This window comes from Acinetobacter sp. PFS20, from assembly GCF_052261015.1.
Classification (GTDB): Bacteria; Pseudomonadota; Gammaproteobacteria; order Pseudomonadales; family Moraxellaceae; genus Acinetobacter.
The window spans coordinates 678,513-700,258 of sequence record NZ_JBPVZE010000001.1; the positions used below are offsets into that span (position 1 = coordinate 678,513).

Below are 21,746 nucleotides of genomic sequence, written 5' to 3' on the forward strand. Positions count from 1 at the left end.
ACTTTAAATTGCTTCGATTAGAACAAGAACGCCACGCCTAAGCCACCATTGTAGCTCTTGTCTTGACCCTCTAAATCGACCCCGATACTTGCGTCAAGCTGAGTACGATTATTTACAGCGTAGACTAAGCCTGTACCTAAACCGTATTCATAGTCTTGGCTTTCAGCTTTACGGTAAATGAATTCAGAATATCCAGAAAGTTTACCGGCAATCTTATAATTGATTGCTGGAATTGCAGTCACAGCCCAGTCACTATTTTGCACTTCGTAACGCATAGTAATTGAGGTATCAATCAAGTCATTATATTTATAAGCCACTGCTGAGCTTAGGCTATAAATATCATCATGCGCAGTAAATTCATCATTACCAGTTGCAATGACAGCCTGAGCTAACACAGCCATTGATAAATTTTCATCATCTAGTTCAATTGCTTTTTTCAAACCGATGCTTACATCACCAAAGCCTGAATTGTCAGTTTTTTTACCAGCACGTTTGGTTTGAGTCCATGCTGGACCTTGCCAACCTAATTGTAATTCTAAGCCATCAGCTAAACCTGTACGGAATAGCATATCTTCATTTACAGTTACGGTCTTTTCTTTAACACCATCGACAGTCGACTCTGTATAAGTCGCGCTAGGTAAACCTTGTTCCCAAGCTAACTTACCCACTGGTGTAATACCTGTTCCGAAGCCTGCTCCAGGACGGTCAAAGGAAAATTCTGCTGCGAAAGTACTTCCAGCAGCAACAGTTGTAAGGGCAAAAGTTAAAATTTGTACTATTTTCATTTTAATGTCCAATCAAGTAGTTAATTCTTTTGTCATTTTAGCCCCATGACGGCGCAATAATTCTAATGTTTCACGCTCTTCTTCAAGTGATTCTGACCAATCTATTTCATCAAAATCACAATCAAAGAACAACTGACTGATTGAAGATAAAACGGTGAGTCCTTCTTCATCACGTGAGTTTGGATCAACTTTTTCATCGAGTAAACGTTGAACAGCTGGAGCACATGCCGAGCTTGCTGCATCCCATAATGGACCATAAAACTCTTCTGCATCCCAAAGGTGTACATTTGCTTTGGCTTGAATTAGGGCTTCAAGAATATCGAGATAAACTTGTAACGCTTGTTGCTTCTCTTCTTTTGATAATGGTGTACCTGCTTCATAAGCTTCCGATACATTTTCCCACCATTTAAAAATTCCGTCACAGATAATTGATACAGGTGGCCCTTGCTCTGGATCAATAAAGTTCGGATCAAGTCCGTCAGCAAGTAATTTCTGCACTTGCGCGAGTTCTAATTCTTCTATGGCTTTAATTAAAGCTTGCTGCTGGGTGGTTAACATGACCATCTCTCAAAAATATATTAGGGCTATTATGCCTAATCTCTTCTCCAGATTTTAGAGGTTGATTGCATCGCATTGCAAACCTAATGTTGTGAATAGTTTTATTTTCATCAAATATAAAAAAAAGCCCCGAAGGGCTTTTTAGTATTTTCAATTAAACTTCATCATCAATGAATTCTGGTTGCCCACCTCTCGGGTGTTCTTTTTTCTCAAAGGTATGTTCGAGGCTACGTTTTAATTTTTCAATCGCGCCATGAATTGAAGCGTCAATATTTCCTGCTTTATGGTGCACTGCAACTGGTTTCAAACCTGAAGGACGTGCTTCAATCATACAGTGGATATCTTTGTCACCACTTTTGTCCCCATTTTCATCACTAAAATGAACCGAGAAATGTGTAATACGTTCGCTATGACGTTGGAATTCTTGAGTAAGTTCTGCACGTACATAAGTAATTAAACGTTCACTATTATGGATGTTTTTATCTGTGCGGATTTCAATATTCATAAATACCATCCTCTCTTTCTTACTGTGGATCTTTTCTATGCAAAACTTTTTTATGTTGGCATGTTTTAAGCATGCATGAACTGACTTCAATTGTACATTTTGATGGTGTAATGGTTTGTTATCTCCTGACTTAAACGTACTGGTTTTAATTTATTTTGAAGATCTTCATATCTTCAATATCAGTCCATCTATAAAAATATGCAAGCTGATTTTTTAAATTTTTATGAAAAATTGAACAAAAGGAGAGCAATCGTGACCAAATCTTATCTATCTGGAGCCGAGCTCATTGAGCAAATTCAAAAGTCTCCTTATTCACGTGATTTGATCGGTTATCACGGGCAGCCTCCACAAGTTAAATGGCCTAACAATGCCAAGATTGCAGTGCAATTTGTTCTTAATTATGAAGAAGGTGGCGAAAAACATATTGAGCACGGCGATGAAGGCTCAGAACAGTTTTTATCGGAGATTATTGGCGCTGCAAGTTACCCAGCGAAACATATGTCGATGGACTCGATGTACGAATATGGTTCACGTGCTGGTTTTTGGCGCATTCATAATGAATTCCAAAAGCGCAAACTTCCAATGACTATTTTTGGAGTTGCAATGGCACTTGTCCGCAATCCTTATATTGTGGAGGCGATTAAGCAAGCTAATTATGATGTGGTTTCTCATGGCTACCGCTGGCTTCATTATCAAGATACTGATATTGAGTTAGAAAAACAGCATATAGAACAAGCTCTATCTGTTTTAGAAAACTTGTTTGGAAATAAAGTGATCGGTTGGTACACCGGACGTGATAGCCCTAATACACGTCAATTACTTGCAGAATTCCCACAAATTCAATACGACTCTGATTATTATGGCGATGACCTGCCTTTTTGGACGACTCTCACCAATACTGGTGGTGCATCACGTCCTCATCTGATTATTCCGTATACTTTGGAATGTAACGATATGAAATTCTGTTCACCGGGTGGCTTTAATAGTTCAGAACAATTTTTTCAATATTTAAAAGATAGTTTTGATGTACTGTATGCAGAGGGAGAAAATGCACCAAAAATGTTGTCGATTGGAATGCACTGCCGTATTTTAGGGCGTCCAGGCCGTTTTAAAGCACTACAAAAGTTTCTCGACTACATTCAAATGCACGATCGAGTCTGGATATGTAGTCGTCAAGACATTGCTGAACATTGGTATAAAAATCACATAACTAAATAATTGATTTTTTAATTTTCCAAATTCATAAGCCAATCATGAACGCCTCTTGGCACTGTTATTGCTAAAACTCTATATCACGACAACGAGTTTAGGAATAACAGTGTTTTTAGCCGAGTTTAATCAAGCCCCACCCGAACAACTTAAAACTTTGTTAAAAAACTGTGTCCACATTCCAGCATGGGCCGAGAAAATCACTTCAAGACGTCCCTATTCATCAAAAGCATCTCTTTTAGAGCATGCAGAAAATTTAAGTCAAATGTGGTCATGGCAAGACATTGAAACTGCTTTAGCAACCCATCCAAAAATTGGTGAACGACAAGCAAAAAAACAACTCAATGCAAAAGAGCAACATTTTTCAAATCAGGAACAAGCTGGCATTTCTTTAGATGAACTAACACAACAAGCTCTGCTTCAAGGTAATCTTGATTATGAACAAAAGTTTGGCTTTATTTTTCTAATTAAAGCAGCGGGCCTCAGTAGCGATGAGATTTTAAAAAAGCTACGCGAACGTTTACAACATGACTTAGCTATCGAAAAAGTAATTGTACATGAGCAACTCTCAGCGATTGCTCTATTACGTCTATCTCAGGAAATACAAGCATGATCAGCACTCATATTTTAGATACGAATTTAGGCAAACCAGCTGCACACGTAGAAGTGAAGTTGTTTCATGCAGAAACCCACGAGCTGATTGCAACCGCAACCACGAACCAAGATGGTCGAGTGGCTGATTTTGGAATAACAGACTTTGCAAAAGGTGCTTATCAACTTGAATTTGAAATTGCACCTTATTTTTCATCTCAGCAAATTAAAACTTTTTTCCCACGTGTTTGTATTCAGTTTTTTGTAGAAGACGTCAATCAGCATTATCACATTCCATTACTGATCAGCCCGTTTGCTTACTCCACTTATCGCGGTAGTTAATTCAAATATAAATAGGAGAAAAATATGAATCATCAGCAAAAAAATGCGATTTCTCCAGAGCATGAATATTTAGGAATTTCCAAAAGTTTTGCTTACGGCTTACAGCATGTGCTGACCATGTATGGTGGCATTGTAGCCCCGCCTTTGATTATTGGAACGGCAGCTGGCTTAAGCTCAGCACAAGTCGGAATGCTCATTGCAGCTGCCCTATTTGTCGGGGGATTGGCAACACTGATTCAAACAATCGGTACCAAATATTTAGGCGCAAAATTACCTCTGGTACAGGGTGTGTCTTTTGCGGGTGTTGCAACTATGGTTGCCATTATCACCACTGGTGGCGGCTTACCTGCTGTCTACGGTGCGGTGATTGTCGCATCTCTGATTGGACTGTGCCTTGCACCTTACTTTTCAAAAATTATTCGGTTTTTCCCACCCGTTGTGACCGGATGCGTCATCACGATTATTGGGCTATCTCTGTTACCCGTTGCGATTCGCTGGATGATGGGTGGCAACAACAAAGCACCTGACTGGGGTAGCGTAGAAAATATCTCTTTAGCCTTACTAACCTTAGGTATTGTGATTGTTCTAAATATGCTGCCGCAAGCAAGCATTCGCCGCCTATCGATTTTATTGGCTATTGTTGCTGGTACCACCCTCGCTTACTTTATGGGTTTTGGTGATTTTAGTCAGGTGAGCTCAGGCGCATGGCTCCAATTCCCACACTTATTTGCATTCGGTTTACCGACTTTCGAGCTTAGTGCAATCTTATCGATGCTAATCGTTACCTTAGTGATTATGACTGAGACTACAGCAGACATTATTGCTGTCGGAGACATTGTAGGAACTGAAGTCGATTCGAAACGAATCGCCAATGGCGTACGTGCCGATATGTTTTCGAGTGCTTTTGCGCCTATTTTTGGTTCGTTCATGCAAAGTGCTTTTGCCCAAAATGTTGGATTAGTTGCTATTACTGGCATCAAAAGCCGATTTGTAGTCGCAGCAGGTGGTGTGATTCTCATTATTTTGGGCCTACTCCCCATTATGGGTCGTTTGATTGCCGCGATTCCAATGCCCGTACTTGGTGGTGCAGGTTTGGTCTTGTTTGGGTCGGTTGCAGCGAGTGGAATTCGCACTTTGGCAAAAATAGATTATAACGATCAGAAAAATTTGATTATTGTCGCGACTGCTTTATCAGCAGGAATGATTCCAATTATTAACCATGAGTTTTATGCTCATTTTCCAGTTTGGGTACAAACTTTGTTCCATTCAGGCATTAGTTCAACATGTATCTTTGCTATCTTGTTGAATTTATTATTTAATCATTTACCCTCATTCCGCAGCTCACGTACCCCGCATTTAAGCCAAACAATAAACACAAGAAATACTCATTAAAGATTTAGTTTTTAGCGCCCCACTTCGGTGGGCTTTTTTTTAACCGTTGATCAAATTTGGCTTCATTTTTGCTTAAGACCCTGTATCCTTAGCGTGCTTTATTTGGGGGGAGATCATTTAAATGCAATTAAAGCAACTTGCGGCGACTTGTGCCTTGTTATCTGCAACTGCCATGGTTCAGGCAAAACCAATCTGGCAAGATTTTAGTGTGACTGGACTTTATGGTGAAAACTATGAAGTTGTAGATGACAAAGAAACCACAATTACTTTGGAATATGCAGCGAAAGTTAAATACGCTGATGTATTTTTCTTCATGGACCGCATGCGCGGTGAAGATGACCACAAGAGTACTTACTTTGAGTTATCACCACGTTTAAGCTTAGGTGAAGTGTCTGGTAAAAAACTGGCGTATGGTCCAATTAAAGATGTTTTAATTAGTACCACTTGGGAAAGTAACAGTGAAAACGGCAATAACTTCGACAACTTCCTTTATGGTTTTGCAGTTGACTTAGATATCCCATATTTCCAATATGCGAATTTAAACTTCTACCGCGCGAATAATGAGAAAACTGACGACGATTATCAAATGACATTCGTTTACGGCGTTCCATTAAAATTAGGATCTGAAGATTTCTTGGTAGATGGTTTCCTTGACTGGTCAACTGCTGAAGGCGACCATGCCAGCGAGTTGAACTGGACAACACAATGGAAATGGAATGTAGGTAAACACATTTCTCCTGACACACGTCTATACCTCGGTATTGAGCATTCTGTGTGGAATAACAAATTCGGTATTAAAGGTGCAGACGAAAATAACGTCAGCGCATTGGTTAAATACCACTTCTAAAATTATGATTTAGAAGATAAGACAGCAAGGATAACTCCTTGCTGTTTTTGTTTTAATCGAGTGGATTACCCACAATATTGCTAATAATCCCTTGCATAATATGTCCGCCTTGTTCACGGCGTAATTCTGCATACCACGCTTGTGTAACGCTTTCATCTTTCATATGGGTCACATCACAGCGTTTACGCGCACGAAGTACCAACTCATTTGCACGTTCATTGCGCTTATTTTGATAGCGACGTAAAGCATCTTCGACACCTAAAGTGTTAATTTGCAGAGAACGCGCTAAATAAATCGCATCTTCCATCGCTTGGCAACCGCCTTGTCCAATATCAGGTGTGGTGCTGTGTGCAGCATCACCTAAAATCACTACACGACCTTTATAAAACTGAGTAAACGGTTCAATGTCATGGATTTCTACCCGATTGGTCTTTTGCGAGTCTAAACGCTCAATGAGTTGCTGTACTGGCAAACACCAATCCGCAAAATATTGTTTTAAAAGTTTTTTATAGTCATCTCGATTATTGTCTAATCCTGCTGGCAAAGGCACATCTAAAAAGAAATAGAACTTACCATCTGCAACTGGCATTAAAGAAGCTCGCTTGCCTTCACCCACATAAGTCGTCCATTGCTGAGCTGGGGCTAAATCTTCAGATATTTCAACCAAGCCATTCCAGTTCACATAACCCGCATAACGGCGCTGTACTTGTTGGCCCAAAACATAGGTCCGTGTAAGTGAGTGAGTACCGTCAGCCCCAATTAATAGATCAGCCTGCGTTGAGCTGCCATCTGCAAAATGGACCTCAACAAAATCAGCTTTGTCTTCAAGGCTGACCATTTTTTTACCTAGATAAATCTGATCTCTGCCAAATTCATCCATGAGCATATTTTGTAAATCGGCACGTGCAACTGGATAAGGTCTTTGCCCTACTTCTTCAATTAATGGTAGTAAACTGAATTGTGTCATCACATCTCCAGTTAAACCATCTACATAGGCTAAGTCATCCATTTGTCCACCAAGTTTGGCGATTTTGTCTGTTAATCCCAGATAGTTTAGACATTTCACACCATTCGACCACAGCGAAATTGCAGCACCGACTGGAAGAATCTTTTCAGTTTGCTCAAAAATACGAACTTGGTGACCAAATTTTTTTAATGCAATGCCTGTGGTTAGACCTCCCATTCCCGCACCAATAATCACCACATTCATAACACGCTCCTATAGATATTCACCTATAGAGTGCTTATGCTAAAAACATGCCATCCTTCAAAATTTATTTAGCTTTTCCACAAAACTGGCATGCACCATGCTTATATATTTACGTGTAAAACTCGTCTCAGCACGCTCAGTGTGAGTGCAGTTTTAAATGAAAAATCATGTTTTTAACAAGAAATACGGATACTCCATTATGGCAATATTGCACGCTCCAGCTTTTGAACTTCCTGAAATTTTGAATACAAAAACCAATTTGGCAGATGCCCGAATTGGTGCTCAAGTTATTGAGTGTTCAGATGATTTCTTTGCAGAAGCAAAGCGTATGCTGCAATTTGAAGCACCTATTTTTGTTGAAGATAAATTTGATGACAACGGCAAATGGATGGACGGCTGGGAAACCCGCCGTAAGCGCCACGCAGGCTATGACTGGTGTATTGTAAAACTAGGGGTGAGTGGAAAAATCACTGCTCTTGATATCGATACCAGCTTTTTTACAGGAAATTATCCAGCTTCTGCATCATTAGAAGCATGTTTTGCACCAAATGGGGACCTGACAGGTGCAAAATGGGAGAGTATTTTAACAAATACTGAACTCGGCCCAAGCCAGCATCATATTTTCATGGTCAATAATGATGCACTTTTCACTCATATACGCCTCAATATTTTCCCAGATGGTGGTATTGCCCGTTTACGTGTCTATGGTGAAGTTCATATTCAAGTGACTGACAGCGAACAAACTCTCGATTTATTGGCCCTTGAAAATGGTGGCCGTGTAGTTGCCTATAGCGATGCGCACTTTGGCCATCCACGTAATTTGATTAACCCAGGCCGTGGCGTCAATATGGGCGATGGATGGGAAACCAAACGCCGCCGAGCACCGGGTTATGACTGGTGTATTCTTGCACTCGGTAAAAGCGGAAAAATTGAGAAACTTGAAATTGATACGGCTCACTTTAAAGGGAACTTCCCTGCTGAGGTTTCTATTCAGGCGGTTTACCTTGAAAATCCAACCGATGCACAGTTAATTCCTCAAAGTATGTTCTGGTCTTACTTACTAGAAGCTCAACCGATGCAAATGGACCATATTCATGAGTATGTGAATGAGATTTTACAGCATGAAAAAATCTCGCATATTCGTATTAACATGATTCCAGATGGTGGCATTAGCCGTGTTCGTTTATGGGGAAAAATTGCCAAGTCATGATCATAAAGAATGTTCAAATTCAGCCCTTAACCATTGAGAACTTTCAGCCCTTCGGAGAGGTCATCTGTTGCGACGGGCATGATTTTTTTCATATTAACGATGCCCACACCGAGCGCTACCATGCGCTCGTAGAAACTGAAATTGAAGGGCAAGCAAAAGCAGGAATTAGTATTTTCCGGAATATTAAAGCCAGTGTTCTACCTCTAGAAATTTCTATGTTAGAACGCCATCCGAAAGGCTCTCAAGCATTTATTCCATTACAGCAACAAAAGTTTTTAATTATTGTAGCGCCCGCTTTAGACGAGAATACTCCCGACATTTCAAAGCTATGTGCATTTGTTTCAAATGGTAAGCAAAGTATCAATTATCGGGCAGGCACATGGCATCATCCTTTGCTTACCTTTGAGGCACCAAGTGATTTTGCAGTGGTCGATCGAATTGGAGGTGGAGCGAATTGTGATATTTTTCAATTTCCACAGGCTATAAAAATTACGACCTAAATTAAAATATACAGATCTGTCTATTTTTTAATTTTATGGCAAAAACCGTTGTGGTGATTTCCAATAACTTAGGATTACATAAAAAATCCCCGCCTATTGAGCGGGGATTTTTTAATTCTATTTTAAACAGTGATATCAGCTAAGTTACCCTTCTGCTCAAGCCACTGCTTACGATCTGCTGAACGTTTTTTGGCAAGCAATTTATCGAGTAAACCAGCTGTTAGATGGGCATCATCTAGATCGAGCTGAACTAAACGACGCGTGTTTGGGTCCATGGTCGTTTCACGTAGCTGAATCGCGTTCATCTCACCCAATCCTTTGAATCGGGTAATTTGCGGATTACGATTGCCTTTAACATTTTTCAAAATGGCTTCAAGCTCATCTTCATCAAGCGCGTAATAGACATCTTTACCAATATCGATACGGAACAATGGTGGCATTGCCACATACAAATGCCCTTCTTCAACTAATGTTGGAAAGTGTTTTACGAATAAAGCGCAAAGCAAAGTCGCAATGTGTAAACCATCCGAGTCAGCATCGGCCAAAATACATATTTTGCCATAGCGTAGTTCTGATAAATCATCACTACCAGGGTCTACACCAATGGCAATCGCAATATCGTGAACCTCTTGAGAAGCCAAAACCTCATCTGAAGAAACTTCCCATGTGTTTAAGATTTTTCCACGAATTGGCATGATAGCTTGAAAGTTTTTATCACGCGCTTGCTTAGCACTACCACCTGCTGAGTCACCCTCGACAATGAATAACTCACTGTCTTCACGAGTTTGGCCAACACAGTCAGCCAATTTACCCGGTAAAGCAGGGCCAGAAACAATCTTTTTACGTTCGACTTTCTTCGCTGCTTTTAAACGACGACCAGCTTTAGAAATCGCCATTTCTGCCAATTGCATGGCAATTTCAGCATGTTGGTTGAGCCAGAGTGCGAAAGCATCTTTCGCAATATTTAAAACAATATTAGATGCTTCCCGACTCGAAAGACGCTCTTTGGTTTGACCTGAAAACTGCGGTTCTTGGAACTTGAGTGATAAAATATAGTTCACACCATCCCAAACATCTTCTGCCGAAAGTTTAAGGTTACGCGGTAACAAGTTACGTAGCTCACAGAACTCACGTAATGCCTCAGTTACACCTGAACGTAAACCATTCACATGAGTCCCGCCTTGCGCGGTTGGAATCAGGTTGACGTAACTTTCTTGAACCTGTTCACCACCTTCTACATTCCAACAAATTGCAAATTCACACGCCGCACGGTCTGCCTGACCATTACTCACAAAAGCGGGATTTGGCAAAATTTCGCGGTCTTGTAATTCATCCATCAAATAATCGACGAGACCATTTTCAAATTGCCATTCGATTTTTTCATCGTTAATTTGATCGATATAGAGAATTTTTAAACCAGCCGCTAAAACAGCTTTGGCTTTTAAATTGTGTTTAAGTGCTTTTAAAGCAAATTTTGGACTATCAAAATATTTCGCTTCTGGCCAAAAATGTACCGTTGTACCTGTCGCGCGTTTTGGAGCTTTACCTTCGAGAACGGCTAAAGGTGCTACGGGTTCACCTTGCTCAAAGGCCATTTGATATAGGTTACCCTGACGTTGAACTTCGACCTCAACACGTGTTGATAAAGCGTTTACAACTGAAATTCCCACACCATGCAAACCACCTGAAAATTGGTAATTATCGGTACTGAATTTACCACCGGCATGCAGCTTGGTCAGAATGATTTCGATACCACTTTGGCCATATTCAGGGTGAATATCGACCGGCATACCACGGCCGTTATCTTCAACAGACAATGAACCATCTTTATAAACTGTGACACATATTTTGTCGGCATGACCAGCTAATGCTTCATCAACAGCATTATCAATGACTTCTTGGGCTAAATGGTTAGGTCGAGTCGTATCGGTATACATCCCTGGACGACGACGAACAGGGTCTAAACCAGAAAGGACTTCAAGCGATTGAGCCGTATATTGTGTCACGTTGTACGTTTTCCTTATTTGATGGTGTGCGCAAAGAATTCGATCACTAACGGTAATTTTTCTTCAAAATCTTCCATAGCATGATTGCCATGAGCATCCGTCAAAATCAATGAGGATGGCGTTGCAGCACTATAATAGCGTTGTGCTTGACGATAATCCAAAATTTCGTCGCCTTGTTGCAACAAGACGAGTATTTTGTCAGCATTTTCAGGTTGTTTCAGTTCCAGTTGTTGTAATTGTCGCAACTGAATATGATCAATTGACCATTGATCATTCACCACGTAGGGCATACTTTCAACTTGGAATAACTCATCAAACAACTTCCATGGTTGCATAGCAGGATTAATCAGTACAGCCGGAATATTATATTTCGCGACAAAATATGTCGCAAAAAATCCGCCGAGACTACTACCGACTAAAGCTACGTCTTGCAACGATTCAATCAGCGCTGAAACTTGCTCTACCACTAGATTAGGAGATCTGTTTAGGTCTGGCAAATGCACATTTATGCCTAATTCGCTACAATACTGCTTCAGGCTTAGCCCTTTAATTGAAAGAGAGCTACTATTAAAACCATGGAGGTAGATAATATTCATATATTTCCCTCTAAATTGAGAATAAACTCACATTTTTGTTCTCAGTTTGTATATAAAAACACTATTGTCAGACAAGAAAAACCACTCAACTAACCATTCATCAGTATTTTAAAAACATGTGTTATTTAAACTACTAAGATGGAAACGTTTACTGCCGTTGATAAAAAGTACAGCTTAAAACGTCGGTTATAACGTATATGGGGAAAAGATATGCCGAGCTTAACACCACTACATGAAACTTATTGTAAATGGGATCGTACGCCACCGAGTCAGGCAGACGTACTAGAAGGTTTAGCTCAACTGTTCAGTACCAGCTTAAATGGTGTACATGAATTAATACAAGTTATTAATATTGAAGTATTAAAAAATGCTTTTGGTATAAGTACTCAAAATGCTAAAAACTTTCAAAAACGACCATTTGTGCAAAAGGCATATCAATTTTCTTATGGCGCTTTACAAAAATATGGTAGCTGCTTTTTAGCGCCTGGTTTGCGTCGCATTATTGAGAAATATCCCACACTTCATGAAAAACCTTTAACGCCAAACCTTCATTTTTTAGTGGGAATTTTGAATGGGATTTTTGGGGATTACCTGCTTAAACAACATAGCCCCCTTGCTTTGCCAATGGTGCTATACGATCACTACGGAGCCATACAGCAAGGTGAGCTTGCAGGTCGTATTGTAATTTTGGTTCATGGTTTGTGTATGAACCACCTTAGTTGGTCAAACGCTCATTATGGCGGTATCGGTGAGCGTCTGTTAGCCCAACGTGACCATAACACGATGCTATATTTAAATTACAATACAGGACGCCGCATTTCAGCCAATGGCCGCAGCTTCTCAAATTTATTAGAAGATCTTGTAAAACATAATCCAAGAATTACCAGTATTGATGTGATTGGCCATAGCATGGGAGGACTAGTTGCTCGTAGTGCCCTTTTTTATGGCAAACAAAATATGTATCAATGGATTCATATGGTCGAAAATCTAGTATGTATTGGTTCTCCACATCATGGCGCAGTCTTAGAGCGTTTTGGCTTTACCATACAAGATAAGCTCGGGGCCTTCCCTTTTGTAAGTTTACTCGGTCAACTGGTTAATATTCGTAGTAATGGCATTTTAGACTTACGCCATGGTAGCGTTCGTGATGACGACTGGGAATATATGGATGCCCGAATTGGCATGATGGATGATAACCGTGCCCCAGCTCCCCTACCTTCCCATATCAATACCTTTTTAGTGGCAGGAACACTAGAGTTTGAAAAGGTGCGTAATAAAGCCCTTACCGTGATTGGCGATTACTTAGTGAGTGTGAAAAGCGCACTTGGCGAACATCCAAATCCACGTTTTCAGCTTAAAGTTCCAGACTCACATAAAGCCGTTTTTTATGGTTTAAATCACTTTGAAATTCAGTATCACTCGAGTGTTGCCGAGCAGATTACTCGCTGGCTATATCCTAATGTTAATGATTATGTGCAAGAAGGTATTCAAACCCATATTATTGATATGCCGAACTATACGCTCGAAGATTTAGAAGGAATTGTAGAGACGTAAAAAAAGCCCAACTTTTGTTGGGCTTTTTTTATAGAATCTGAAATATTTTAAAAAGAGCTCTATAACTATTATTTATCTTTAGAAAATAAGTTGTCTTTACTATCTAAAACTTCATCAGCATAAAGATAGTATTTCCCTTTCTTAAAGACTACTTTTCCTAACTTTTCACCACTTTGAGCTTTAAAGAAAGATAGTTCGTTATTTTTCTCTTTCACTTTGCATATATAAGATTTATCAACCTGAAAGCCAGTAGTAGAATACTCACACTTTTTGGGTGTTAGTGTTAAAACGGATTCTATGGTCGCAACATTTCCACCTGGTAGTTCTTCTGAACTATAATAATGATAAGTACCATTCCACTTATCTACATTTGCAAATGTGTTAGCAGAAAGAACCAGCAATAATAAAAAATAAATTTTTTTCATTTAATTAATTTATAAATAATCAAGTCAAACTATTATAACCAAATTACAATATAATAAAATATTTTATGAATTTATAAATAAACTATTAAAAATACTCTTTTTGAAAATTAATTCTTATCACTATTACTAAATTTAGAGAAATATATGAAGGAAATCGTTGTTTTTGACTTGGATGGGACATTACTATCGGGTGACTCTACAAAAGCATGGTTAACAGATAAATTGAAATCTAATATTTTTAGATTTATCGCTGCACTTATTGTTACACCCATCGCTTTACCTCTTATGAAATTTAAGAAGTATAAATCTAAAGGTGCTTCATTGTATTTATGGATTGCAACGTATAGCTTGAACGAAGAAGAATTAGAATACAGTTTTAAAAATTTCTCTAAGAATATCAATGAAACTACTTCCGGTTCATTATATTGGTTTGAGCAAGGTATAGCCGAAGTTAAAGATCATTTAGCCAATAGAAGAATTGTGTTTATTGCCACGGCTGCACCAGAAAAGTTAGCGAATGTTTTACTCGAGTCTATCAATCTAGATGTACAAATTATTGGTACTTCTTTGCAAAATAAACTAGGAGGATGGATAAGTGGGATACATTGTAGGTCTGAAGAAAAAGTAAGAAGATTGAATAAGCTTGATATCAAACAACCCTGGTTTGCAACATACAGTGATGATATTGAAGATGACTTACCTATTTTGATTGGCGCTAAACTGCCCTATTTAATTAATGGGGATAACAACAAAATTAAAAATATTAAAATCAACAATTTAAAAATATTAAATTGGTTTTAAAGTTAGAACATTAATATTATTTTTAGAAGTCACCGAACAACTAATTAACCAAAGATGCTATAGAATCAATTAAATTAACCTATATAGGTTAATTTAATTCTTAACGTATCTTTACAACAAGTTAGATAAAAATCATATCAAAATCTAGAATTATAAAAATATATTAGATATTCATTAAAACTACTTTTAATGAAATAATTTTATATTTTCTAAATAAATATAATGATTCATGACGATAATCAATTTTTTCAAATTCTAAATACCATTCGCTTCCCACATTTCAACAGCTTCTTGACATTGCTCAAGAGAATGGAATGCAAATACTCTAGTATCTTTCATAGTAATTTTAATAGCATCAGAATTTAAATCGAATACATTTTTCTCAACAGAACATTGATAATTCTTTATTTTATAACCGTTTAATTTCTTACATTTTGGTTGTTCTAATTTTTCATCAAAAGTATACCAATCATTTAAAGTTTTCCCCATACAAGTAATTTTATCCTGAGCATCCATTTGTGGTTTTGAATTCTCTATTTTTTTATCTCTCAGTTGAGAAACAGAAGTCTCCTTTATCAGTGAGTCATTAGTATTATTTGACTGTGATTTTATAACTGAATTTGATTCTTTTGGCTGTTCAATAGATACATTTGATTCTTTTTCCACTTTGTTAACATCATTGCAAGCCGTCAAAAGTAAAATACTTAGGACTATTAAAATTTTATTCATTACTCATCTCATAATGTTGAATTATCTAAAAAAGTAGTAGGATCTATTAGATCAGACCGTCGTTGATAGGCATTGTTGCCACGAACTGTTAATGGGCCGGTATCTTTAGGATTAGAATACATCTCCAAATGTAACATCATACTTGGAACTTGTATTGTGAGTTTACCTACATAGCCAATAGTTTGCCCGCGTTTTACATCATCTCCAACTTTTACTAAGGACTTCCCTGCCAGAACCTCGCCATAGCGTATAATATGTTTTTTATGTACAATTTCAATTACATCAGTACCAGAATAAAAACCTTTTACCACACGTACTTTTCCATCAGCCATCGCTCTAATTTCAGTTCCTACTGGTGCATACAGATCACAACCTGCATGTTTCCGTGTTCCACCACTACGATTTGAACCAAATCTACCGCTCCCATTTTTATAAGAACTTGTACGAGTTTTTAATGGGAACAGATAAGATTCATCCTCTTTCAATTTATCTATTCTTAACTCAATAACTGGCATAGGATTCTTCAAAACAGCGGTATAAAGTACTTGTTCTTTACTATCAACATCTACAACAATTTCAATTTTCTTCCCTTCTTCGCCCCGATGTTTTTTTAATCCAATCCCATCTTGTCCAGTATAATGTGTTCTTTTTGCACCATTATACTTAATTGAATAAGCTAGATTTTCTTCTTTACCTGTCTCTTTATTGATTGTTTTAATAGTAAAAGCGACATCACTACCATACTGTTTAGTTAAAGGATTACCATTTTTCTCTGTATGAACATTCTCTGTTTTTCCCAGTGAAGGAATAAAATCAATTAAGTAATCAACAAAGCTCTCTTCATTCTTAGGCGGTGTTTCTTTCGCTGGTGCTTTTTTTGCTGGTACTGTCTTACTTGGAGTATTTGGAGTTACTCGAGGCATCTGTATTGTTGTAGCTGTAGGATTTAAGTTGACATTAATTACAGAAATACTTGGATCATTTCTTAATGTCAAAACAGGTTTCTTATTTGAAAGTAGCAATTTATAAACAAATGCATTCAACATTTTTAATTGAATAAAGCCATTACTATCAGTTGTTTTCTCTATTTCTCTACCTCTATATGAAACAAAAAACTTATTATTTTTTAAAATCTTACCTTTACTATCATGTATTTTCAATTTCACGCTGACTAGCCCTAATGGGACTGATATACAGCTATTTTCTATTCCTTTAGTTACGGATATTGTTTTTAGTTTTTGGTAACCTTTACTTCCATTTACCAATATATCTAAATTTTCGCCCTCTTCTGCAATTATACCAGTTTTTATTCCTGAACTATCAGAAGTATGCTCTTTGATCTTACCTTTATATCTTACGAAAAACCTCATATTCGTTATTTTTCTATTTGTGTCAATTTCTATTATGGCTATATCAAATTTTATATCTTTAGAGGTATGTTTTTTCACCTCATTTTTCTTCGAATCAACAGTTTTCTGTTCCACAACAACAACTTTTTCTTGTTTTGGCTCTGGTTCAGCAGGTTTTTGTAAGACAGATTGAATTTTAATATCTTCACTTACACTTAATTCAATAGATTGTTTTTTATCAGAGGCTTGTATGATGACCGCTGATTGTTTACCATCTGCTTTAATTATAATTTTACTACCTGGATGTCTAATAATAACAGGTAATAGTCCTTGCTCATCTGACTCTGTATTTACAATAAACTTTGATTGTTTAAACTTACCACTATATTCAGATTCAATAGTTACTTTTTTATTTTTTGCTATTTGTCCAATTTGGTTCTTTAATTTTATATATATTTTTCTATTACAACAGCTTTCTAAATCATAATGGTTAAACATCTCAATATATTTACTAATATGAACATTATTTCCATCTACTTCTTTATAATTCCCTTTAAAACCTGATATACCTAAAAAAGAACCTAAGCCTCCGTCACCAACTAAATGAGCTCCTGCAATAGCACCCGATTCAGTAATTTCAATTCCATTTATTATTTTCCCATAGTATTCATTAAAACTTCTATTTCTTAATCGTTTGCAAAGAAGATCTATCCATTCTCCAATGACTTGAACCTGCTTAGCAGGAGATTTCAAAAAATCTGATAAAGAATTAATACTATTGTGTCCAATCCAACTCCCAGTCCAATCATTTTCTTCAGTTTTATCAGAATTATCTTTCCAATGCTTATAATAACCAAGATCGATAAGTGCAGCTTCCCCAAACTGGAAAAAACCAATATAACCCCGAGAATTCTTATTTTGGCTTGCTCTAATGTTTACTGGTGCCGTTAAGGGTAAACTTAAATCTGATGAAGATTCCATTCTTGAAACGGCACAAATAAATCCATATCGCGTTAATGGATATGACTTTTGATTTATAGATTTACCATTTTTCATTTATTTAAGTCCTCAAAACTAAATCGTTTAATATCAATTTTTTTATTATTGATATATGAACTTAAAATAGGTTTCATTTTCTCAAAATTCCCCAATCCAGGGCAACTTAACTCAACACCATTTTTATTCGCTTTTTTTGTTGGAAAAAACTTATCTTCAAACATATCATAGCGACCTAAATTTCTAAAATATGAAAAATAATTACCATTAGTATCATTAATGATATTTATATCACTATGATCATTTTTTAGATAAGCATAATAAACTTGGTATTTATTTTTATTCACTTCAATAACTTGACATTCCCCTGTTGACATCCATTGAGCATCTTTTGGGTTTAAGCCAATAGTCTTTACAAGCTTTGCTTTATTGTTATCTTCCCAAATTTGTTTACATGGAATATTAACTTTATCAATTTTGATACTTTCATTCTTATTTTTGAAGCTATCCCAAATTTTTTCACAAGCATTTTCTTCAGCAAAAGCTTGTATTGAGATAAATGTGCTCAATAGCAATATTAGACTGCGTCTCATCTCTTATACTCCAAATTTATTAAAGTCATCTTCTAGGTCATCTTTATATTCATCATCTAGCGCTTCTGCAAGCTGGCTTTGGATTCCATCATCTAAAAAATCGCCAGTATCATGACTATAAAGATCTTCATTTAATTCCTTCGTAGGTATAATGCTTTTATTGTGATTATTGCTGATAAATTGAATTTCGACAGTATCTGATGAATCACTAAATATTCTTGGTGTTCGCCCCATTTCATCTAACAACCCAACATATTCCGTATTCTTTGTTTTATTGATAACTTTAAATCTAATTTCCTCTTTCAAATTTTCTAAATTGAAAATATCACTAAAATCAAATCTTCGACTAAAAATTCCACTCTCAGGCATTTTCGGCAACTCAGCATTTACTGTTGCCCCACTCGTAAATAAATGCTGCCCAGCTTTACTTTCAAACTTACCGCCTGTTGTTGAAAATACGCCATCCGCATTAATTTTGAGCTGTGACCCACCTGCTGTTAATACAATTTCTTTTGGACTTGTAAGCTCGATTTTTTCTTCTGTAGAAATGAGCTTGATGACCTTCTTGGCAATCGCTTCAATAGCATCATCTTGCGCTTGTAGTTCGAGCTTTCCTTTTGCTGCATAAGCGCGGAAACCTTTTTGTGCGGCAAACAAACTGATTTTGTCTTGTGCATGCCCAATGATATTTTTCTGTGCGCTTAAATTAATTGAACCGCTGGCACTTTCAGCAATATCTTGCGACGCTTGCAGAATAATATTTTCAGGTGTCGTTAAAGCAATGCCATTTGGCGATGCTAATAACATAAGCGCTTGTCTAAAGATTTTGCCTTGTTCTTGTTGTTTCGTATCTGCACTACTTTCTAAACCTTGGGTATAACCCTCCATAAAGCCTTGTAATGAACTCAACGCTTTTGATGGTGATACTTCTAATTTACTGCCTTTACTAAATGTTCCACATACACTCATCAAATCAAAGTCTTTGGTCTCCACATTCCCTAAGACCTTTCCGACCTCTTTAATACTTTCAAATGGATTTTTATGAATCCGATCTTTAATGCTGGCAAGTTTTCCTTTAACGATGTCAGCGCCATGTTCTTCAACGTTTTCGATGAAAGCTTTTAAGTTTTCTACCGCATCTTTGGCATCGCTAAAGAAAGCATTAAATTCGTCTACAACACCTTTTGCATCGCCACCTAAAGCACCCATGTCTTGAATAAAGCCACCGCAGTCTTTTAATGCGTGAATAGGGTCGTTATTAATGCCTTCCTTAAATAGGTTTACCGTACTATTTAATGCCTGTCCTGCGTTTTTTAGCTCAAGGGACTGGATGAATTTGGGTAATCGATTAATCACATTCAAAGCATCAGTTTGTTGCTTAGCTGCAACTTCACTGAGCATTTTCATGCTTTCATAACCTTGTGAAAGTAAAGATTGTGCTTGTGCAGCTTCTAAATGGTCTGCAATTGCCTGCTCTTGTGCATAGGTACTAATGAGCATGCCTTTGCCCGCACGCACAGCTCCCCAAGCATCTGTTCTAAGCTCAAAACCCTCACCACGACCTTGGCTCGTCGCTTGTTCTTTCGGATGGCTTAAATTACCTAAATTCAGTTGCGTCGCTGCATGACTACTTTGTAGTTGAGTACTGATTTGCCCCGTTGTGTCATCAAAGCGTAATTGGTTAAAACCACTACCGCTGATTTCCTGACTGCGAATCCCGCTTAGTTTTTTAGTATCAGGAAGCTGCCCTTTTACATCGAACTTGGTTGGCGAACGCTGCGCTTCATGGATACGCCCTGTCACAAATGGACGGTCAATATTGCCATCAAAGAAGTCTATGACAACCACTTCACCAATACGTGGTAAAAACCGTGCTCCATAGCCCTCACCTGCCCAAGGAGTCAGTACATCAACCCAAGCCGAGTCGGTATCGTTGTCATTGCTCCCTGCACCACCGTCATGTCCATGATCATCACTACGGGTAAATAGAAAGCGTACTTTTATACGCCCCCATTCATCGACATGAATGGTCTCTCCCTCTGGCCCCACGACTTTCGCTCTTTGTGGGTAGGCAATTGGTCGATGCTGTTCTGGATGATATTCAGGTGCAGTTTTAATTTGACGGCGTATTAAGGTCAGCTCATTACCTTGGCGCTCAATATCTTCATAACCATGTTTATCCCAACGACTTTGGGTTAACAACTGGCTAACTTGCTGATGCAAATCTTTCGGTAGGTTATTTTGATTATAGAAATTTTTAGCAATAATCAGGAACTCTTGATCAGCCCCTTCATGCTGATCAATTTCAGGATGCTCCTGTAGGTTAAACCAATAACCAACTTGGCTATCACGGACACTACTATAGGCCTTAAAGTATTTGGCCTGACTCGCATACATATTCGTGAAGTGCTGATTTAATTTTTCTAGCTGATTACCACTTGAAGCGGTAGCTTGATCTTCCCCTTTTAAATCTTGCATCCAAGCTGGGCTCATGTGCCATGCTTGTTCAAGGCTCAAACTCGCTGAATCAAACTGCTCTGAATGTATGTGTGTAGTAATAACTGAACCTACACCTTCTTCGTGTGCCAGAGCATCGGGTTGCCAACGCTGCACATGTACCGCTGTCGGCTGCAAAGTCCGCACTGCTACAAAACCCGTAATGCTATCTTGATATTCTGTCGCACTACTTCGGTGATAACGAATGCTGCGTCGTTCTAAAGCTTGGTACTGGCTATTGTCATCAATGAGTCTTAGTTTTTGAGCGTGTATTGGCACAGTAAAATGAGGTACAAAAAGTTCGGTTTCATCAATTAGCCAGCTAACGCCTTCACTTCGCCATAAGCGTGTCAGAAAGTCATAATCAGACTCATTGTGCTGCATGATAAATGGGCGAATATCATAACTCTGACTTAACCCACTAAGATCGAGACTTAAACTTGTCGCAAAAAGCTGACTTTTTTCTTGCCACTCTTTAAATAAAACTTCCGTGACTTCAATAATACTTTTATTCATGAAAACACGACTATTACGGCGCTTGTGCCATAAGTTTGTCGCGTCTTTTAAGGTCAATTTATAAAGCGTTAATGCGCCATCACTTTGGCCATAACTGGCTTCAGTCACAATTCCTGTTGTTCGAAATAATTGACCTGCATCAGTGACCTGATCAACAGCAACCTGTACCCCTATAAACTGCTTCAATGCAATTTGGGCACTCGTCGAAAGACAAATTAACTCAGCTTCAATTCCCCCATTTAGCTGATGTTGGCCTTCGATACGCTGTAAAAAAACTTGGTTATTGAGTAGTTCATTAGAAAATTGCACGTGAATCGCGCGTTTCTGTGCACTCAACCCTATTTTTTCCAAAACATTAAATATATTAAAAAGCATTTTTTATAATCATAAGGATATATAAACGGCTGCACTTTATAAAAAACAGACCTATCTGTCTACATCATTATTCTTTTTTTTAATTTGTTTTCTTATAGTTTGATTAATTCTAAAACAATAAAAAAAAGCCCAACATAATATTGAGCTTTTTTAATCTGTTT

Annotated in this window: 20 protein-coding genes; 9 read left to right on the forward strand and 11 right to left on the reverse strand. The window is 37.8% G+C overall.

The genetic code is table 11. The annotated features are described in order from the left end of the window. Positions 1–17: 17 nt before the first annotated feature. The 3 genes from ACS125_RS03255 to ACS125_RS03265 all read right to left on the reverse strand — a co-directional run bounded on the left by ACS125_RS03255 (position 18) and on the right by ACS125_RS03265 (position 1,848). A complete protein-coding gene (locus tag ACS125_RS03255; protein ID WP_238612282.1) occupies positions 18–785 on the reverse strand; it encodes a transporter in 768 nt (255 codons plus the stop codon). Between the two features lie 12 nt (positions 786–797). Next, positions 798–1,343 carry an ankyrin repeat domain-containing protein gene (locus ACS125_RS03260; protein ID WP_004790092.1) on the reverse strand — a complete coding sequence of 182 codons (546 nt, stop codon included), beginning with the start codon at positions 1,341–1,343 and terminating at the stop codon, positions 798–800. A 154-nt stretch (positions 1,344–1,497) separates the two neighbouring features. Continuing rightward, positions 1,498–1,848, reverse strand: a complete 351-nt coding sequence (locus ACS125_RS03265) for an HPF/RaiA family ribosome-associated protein (RefSeq protein ID WP_004640014.1) — start codon at positions 1,846–1,848, stop codon at positions 1,498–1,500. A 252-nt stretch (positions 1,849–2,100) separates the two neighbouring features. On the opposite strand from ACS125_RS03265, the gene puuE reads away from it, so the two are divergent. The 5 genes from puuE to ACS125_RS03290 all read left to right on the forward strand — a co-directional run bounded on the left by puuE (position 2,101) and on the right by ACS125_RS03290 (position 6,229). Then, a complete protein-coding gene (gene puuE / locus ACS125_RS03270) occupies positions 2,101–3,066 on the forward strand; it encodes an allantoinase PuuE (RefSeq protein ID WP_443270507.1) in 966 nt (321 codons plus the stop codon). A gap of 100 nt (positions 3,067–3,166) precedes the next feature. Further along, positions 3,167–3,670, forward strand: a complete 504-nt coding sequence (gene uraD, locus ACS125_RS03275; RefSeq protein ID WP_443273909.1) for a 2-oxo-4-hydroxy-4-carboxy-5-ureidoimidazoline decarboxylase — start codon at positions 3,167–3,169, stop codon at positions 3,668–3,670. Then, on the forward strand, positions 3,667–3,990 hold the full coding sequence (gene uraH, locus ACS125_RS03280; protein ID WP_174728146.1) for a hydroxyisourate hydrolase: 324 nt from the start codon (positions 3,667–3,669) through the stop codon (positions 3,988–3,990). The genes uraD and uraH overlap by 4 nt, the downstream gene beginning before the upstream one ends. Before the next feature lie 24 nt (positions 3,991–4,014). Further along, the gene (locus ACS125_RS03285) at positions 4,015–5,382 is read left to right on the forward strand and encodes a nucleobase:cation symporter-2 family protein (protein WP_151963754.1); all 1,368 of its coding nucleotides are present in this window, start codon (positions 4,015–4,017) and stop codon (positions 5,380–5,382) included. Between the two features lie 121 nt (positions 5,383–5,503). Beyond that, positions 5,504–6,229, forward strand: coding sequence for an outer membrane protein OmpK (locus ACS125_RS03290; RefSeq protein WP_144732520.1), 726 nt, complete (start codon positions 5,504–5,506; stop codon positions 6,227–6,229). A 52-nt stretch (positions 6,230–6,281) separates the two neighbouring features. On the opposite strand, the gene hpxO is transcribed toward ACS125_RS03290, so the two are convergent. Further along, complete coding sequence (gene hpxO, locus ACS125_RS03295) at positions 6,282–7,439, reverse strand: FAD-dependent urate hydroxylase HpxO (RefSeq protein WP_174728149.1); 1,158 nt, start codon at positions 7,437–7,439, stop codon at positions 6,282–6,284. A 199-nt stretch (positions 7,440–7,638) separates the two neighbouring features. On the opposite strand from hpxO, the gene alc reads away from it, so the two are divergent. Next, positions 7,639–8,649, forward strand: coding sequence for an allantoicase (gene alc, locus ACS125_RS03300; protein ID WP_174728164.1), 1,011 nt, complete (start codon positions 7,639–7,641; stop codon positions 8,647–8,649). Then, positions 8,646–9,149: an ureidoglycolate lyase gene (locus ACS125_RS03305; protein ID WP_443270511.1), complete on the forward strand. Its 504-nt coding sequence runs from the start codon at positions 8,646–8,648 to the stop codon at positions 9,147–9,149. Before alc ends, ACS125_RS03305 begins: the two co-directional genes overlap by 4 nt. A 122-nt stretch (positions 9,150–9,271) precedes the next feature. Here the strand turns inward: ACS125_RS03305 and parE are convergent, their stop codons facing one another. Beyond that, positions 9,272–11,155 carry a DNA topoisomerase IV subunit B gene (gene parE, locus ACS125_RS03310; protein ID WP_443270513.1) on the reverse strand — a complete coding sequence of 628 codons (1,884 nt, stop codon included), beginning with the start codon at positions 11,153–11,155 and terminating at the stop codon, positions 9,272–9,274. A 14-nt stretch (positions 11,156–11,169) separates the two neighbouring features. Further along, positions 11,170–11,751 carry a YqiA/YcfP family alpha/beta fold hydrolase gene (locus tag ACS125_RS03315; protein ID WP_004790103.1) on the reverse strand — a complete coding sequence of 194 codons (582 nt, stop codon included), beginning with the start codon at positions 11,749–11,751 and terminating at the stop codon, positions 11,170–11,172. 210 nt (positions 11,752–11,961) lie between these two features. On the opposite strand from ACS125_RS03315, the gene ACS125_RS03320 reads away from it, so the two are divergent. Continuing rightward, the gene (locus tag ACS125_RS03320) at positions 11,962–13,305 is read left to right on the forward strand and encodes an alpha/beta fold hydrolase (protein WP_443270515.1); all 1,344 of its coding nucleotides are present in this window, start codon (positions 11,962–11,964) and stop codon (positions 13,303–13,305) included. Between the two features lie 68 nt (positions 13,306–13,373). Here the strand turns inward: ACS125_RS03320 and ACS125_RS03325 are convergent, their stop codons facing one another. Then, the gene (locus tag ACS125_RS03325) at positions 13,374–13,730 is read right to left on the reverse strand and encodes a DUF5991 domain-containing protein (RefSeq protein WP_443270517.1); all 357 of its coding nucleotides are present in this window, start codon (positions 13,728–13,730) and stop codon (positions 13,374–13,376) included. 144 nt (positions 13,731–13,874) lie between these two features. Between ACS125_RS03325 and ACS125_RS03330 the strand changes: the two genes are divergently transcribed. Continuing rightward, positions 13,875–14,531 carry a haloacid dehalogenase-like hydrolase gene (locus tag ACS125_RS03330; protein WP_443270519.1) on the forward strand — a complete coding sequence of 219 codons (657 nt, stop codon included), beginning with the start codon at positions 13,875–13,877 and terminating at the stop codon, positions 14,529–14,531. Positions 14,532–14,786: 255 nt separating this feature from the next. Here ACS125_RS03330 and ACS125_RS03335 read toward each other — a convergent pair whose 3' ends face one another. The 4 genes from ACS125_RS03335 to ACS125_RS03350 are packed head-to-tail and all read right to left on the reverse strand — an operon-like array spanning position 14,787 to position 21,585. Next, the gene (locus tag ACS125_RS03335) at positions 14,787–15,260 is read right to left on the reverse strand and encodes a hypothetical protein (protein ID WP_443270521.1); all 474 of its coding nucleotides are present in this window, start codon (positions 15,258–15,260) and stop codon (positions 14,787–14,789) included. Positions 15,261–15,268: 8 nt separating this feature from the next. Then, the gene (locus tag ACS125_RS03340; RefSeq protein ID WP_443270523.1) at positions 15,269–17,665 is read right to left on the reverse strand and encodes a M23 family metallopeptidase; all 2,397 of its coding nucleotides are present in this window, start codon (positions 17,663–17,665) and stop codon (positions 15,269–15,271) included. Next, on the reverse strand, positions 17,662–18,198 hold the full coding sequence (locus tag ACS125_RS03345; RefSeq protein WP_443270525.1) for a hypothetical protein: 537 nt from the start codon (positions 18,196–18,198) through the stop codon (positions 17,662–17,664). Before ACS125_RS03345 ends, ACS125_RS03340 begins: the two co-directional genes overlap by 4 nt. Before the next feature lie 3 nt (positions 18,199–18,201). Beyond that, entirely contained in the window at positions 18,202–21,585 is a 3,384-nt protein-coding gene (locus tag ACS125_RS03350) for a type VI secretion system Vgr family protein (protein WP_443270527.1), read from the reverse strand. Positions 21,586–21,746: the final 161 nt, after the last annotated feature.

Coding starts and splice junctions, on each gene's coding strand:
- ACS125_RS03255 (WP_238612282.1), bottom strand. CDS start 785: ATGAAAATAGTACAAATTTTAACTTTTGCCCTTACAACTGTTGCTGCT.
- ACS125_RS03260 (WP_004790092.1), bottom strand. CDS start 1,343: ATGTTAACCACCCAGCAGCAAGCTTTAATTAAAGCCATAGAAGAATTA.
- ACS125_RS03265 (WP_004640014.1), bottom strand. CDS start 1,848: ATGAATATTGAAATCCGCACAGATAAAAACATCCATAATAGTGAACGT.
- uraH (WP_174728146.1), top strand. CDS start 3,667: ATGATCAGCACTCATATTTTAGATACGAATTTAGGCAAACCAGCTGCA.
- ACS125_RS03285 (WP_151963754.1), top strand. CDS start 4,015: ATGAATCATCAGCAAAAAAATGCGATTTCTCCAGAGCATGAATATTTA.
- ACS125_RS03290 (WP_144732520.1), top strand. CDS start 5,504: ATGCAATTAAAGCAACTTGCGGCGACTTGTGCCTTGTTATCTGCAACT.
- hpxO (WP_174728149.1), bottom strand. CDS start 7,439: ATGAATGTGGTGATTATTGGTGCGGGAATGGGAGGTCTAACCACAGGC.
- alc (WP_174728164.1), top strand. CDS start 7,639: ATGGCAATATTGCACGCTCCAGCTTTTGAACTTCCTGAAATTTTGAAT.
- ACS125_RS03305 (WP_443270511.1), top strand. CDS start 8,646: ATGATCATAAAGAATGTTCAAATTCAGCCCTTAACCATTGAGAACTTT.
- ACS125_RS03315 (WP_004790103.1), bottom strand. CDS start 11,751: ATGAATATTATCTACCTCCATGGTTTTAATAGTAGCTCTCTTTCAATT.
- ACS125_RS03320 (WP_443270515.1), top strand. CDS start 11,962: ATGCCGAGCTTAACACCACTACATGAAACTTATTGTAAATGGGATCGT.
- ACS125_RS03325 (WP_443270517.1), bottom strand. CDS start 13,730: ATGAAAAAAATTTATTTTTTATTATTGCTGGTTCTTTCTGCTAACACA.
- ACS125_RS03330 (WP_443270519.1), top strand. CDS start 13,875: ATGAAGGAAATCGTTGTTTTTGACTTGGATGGGACATTACTATCGGGT.
- ACS125_RS03335 (WP_443270521.1), bottom strand. CDS start 15,260: ATGAATAAAATTTTAATAGTCCTAAGTATTTTACTTTTGACGGCTTGC.
- ACS125_RS03340 (WP_443270523.1), bottom strand. CDS start 17,665: ATGAAAAATGGTAAATCTATAAATCAAAAGTCATATCCATTAACGCGA.
- ACS125_RS03345 (WP_443270525.1), bottom strand. CDS start 18,198: ATGAGACGCAGTCTAATATTGCTATTGAGCACATTTATCTCAATACAA.
- ACS125_RS03350 (WP_443270527.1), bottom strand. CDS start 21,585: ATGCTTTTTAATATATTTAATGTTTTGGAAAAAATAGGGTTGAGTGCA.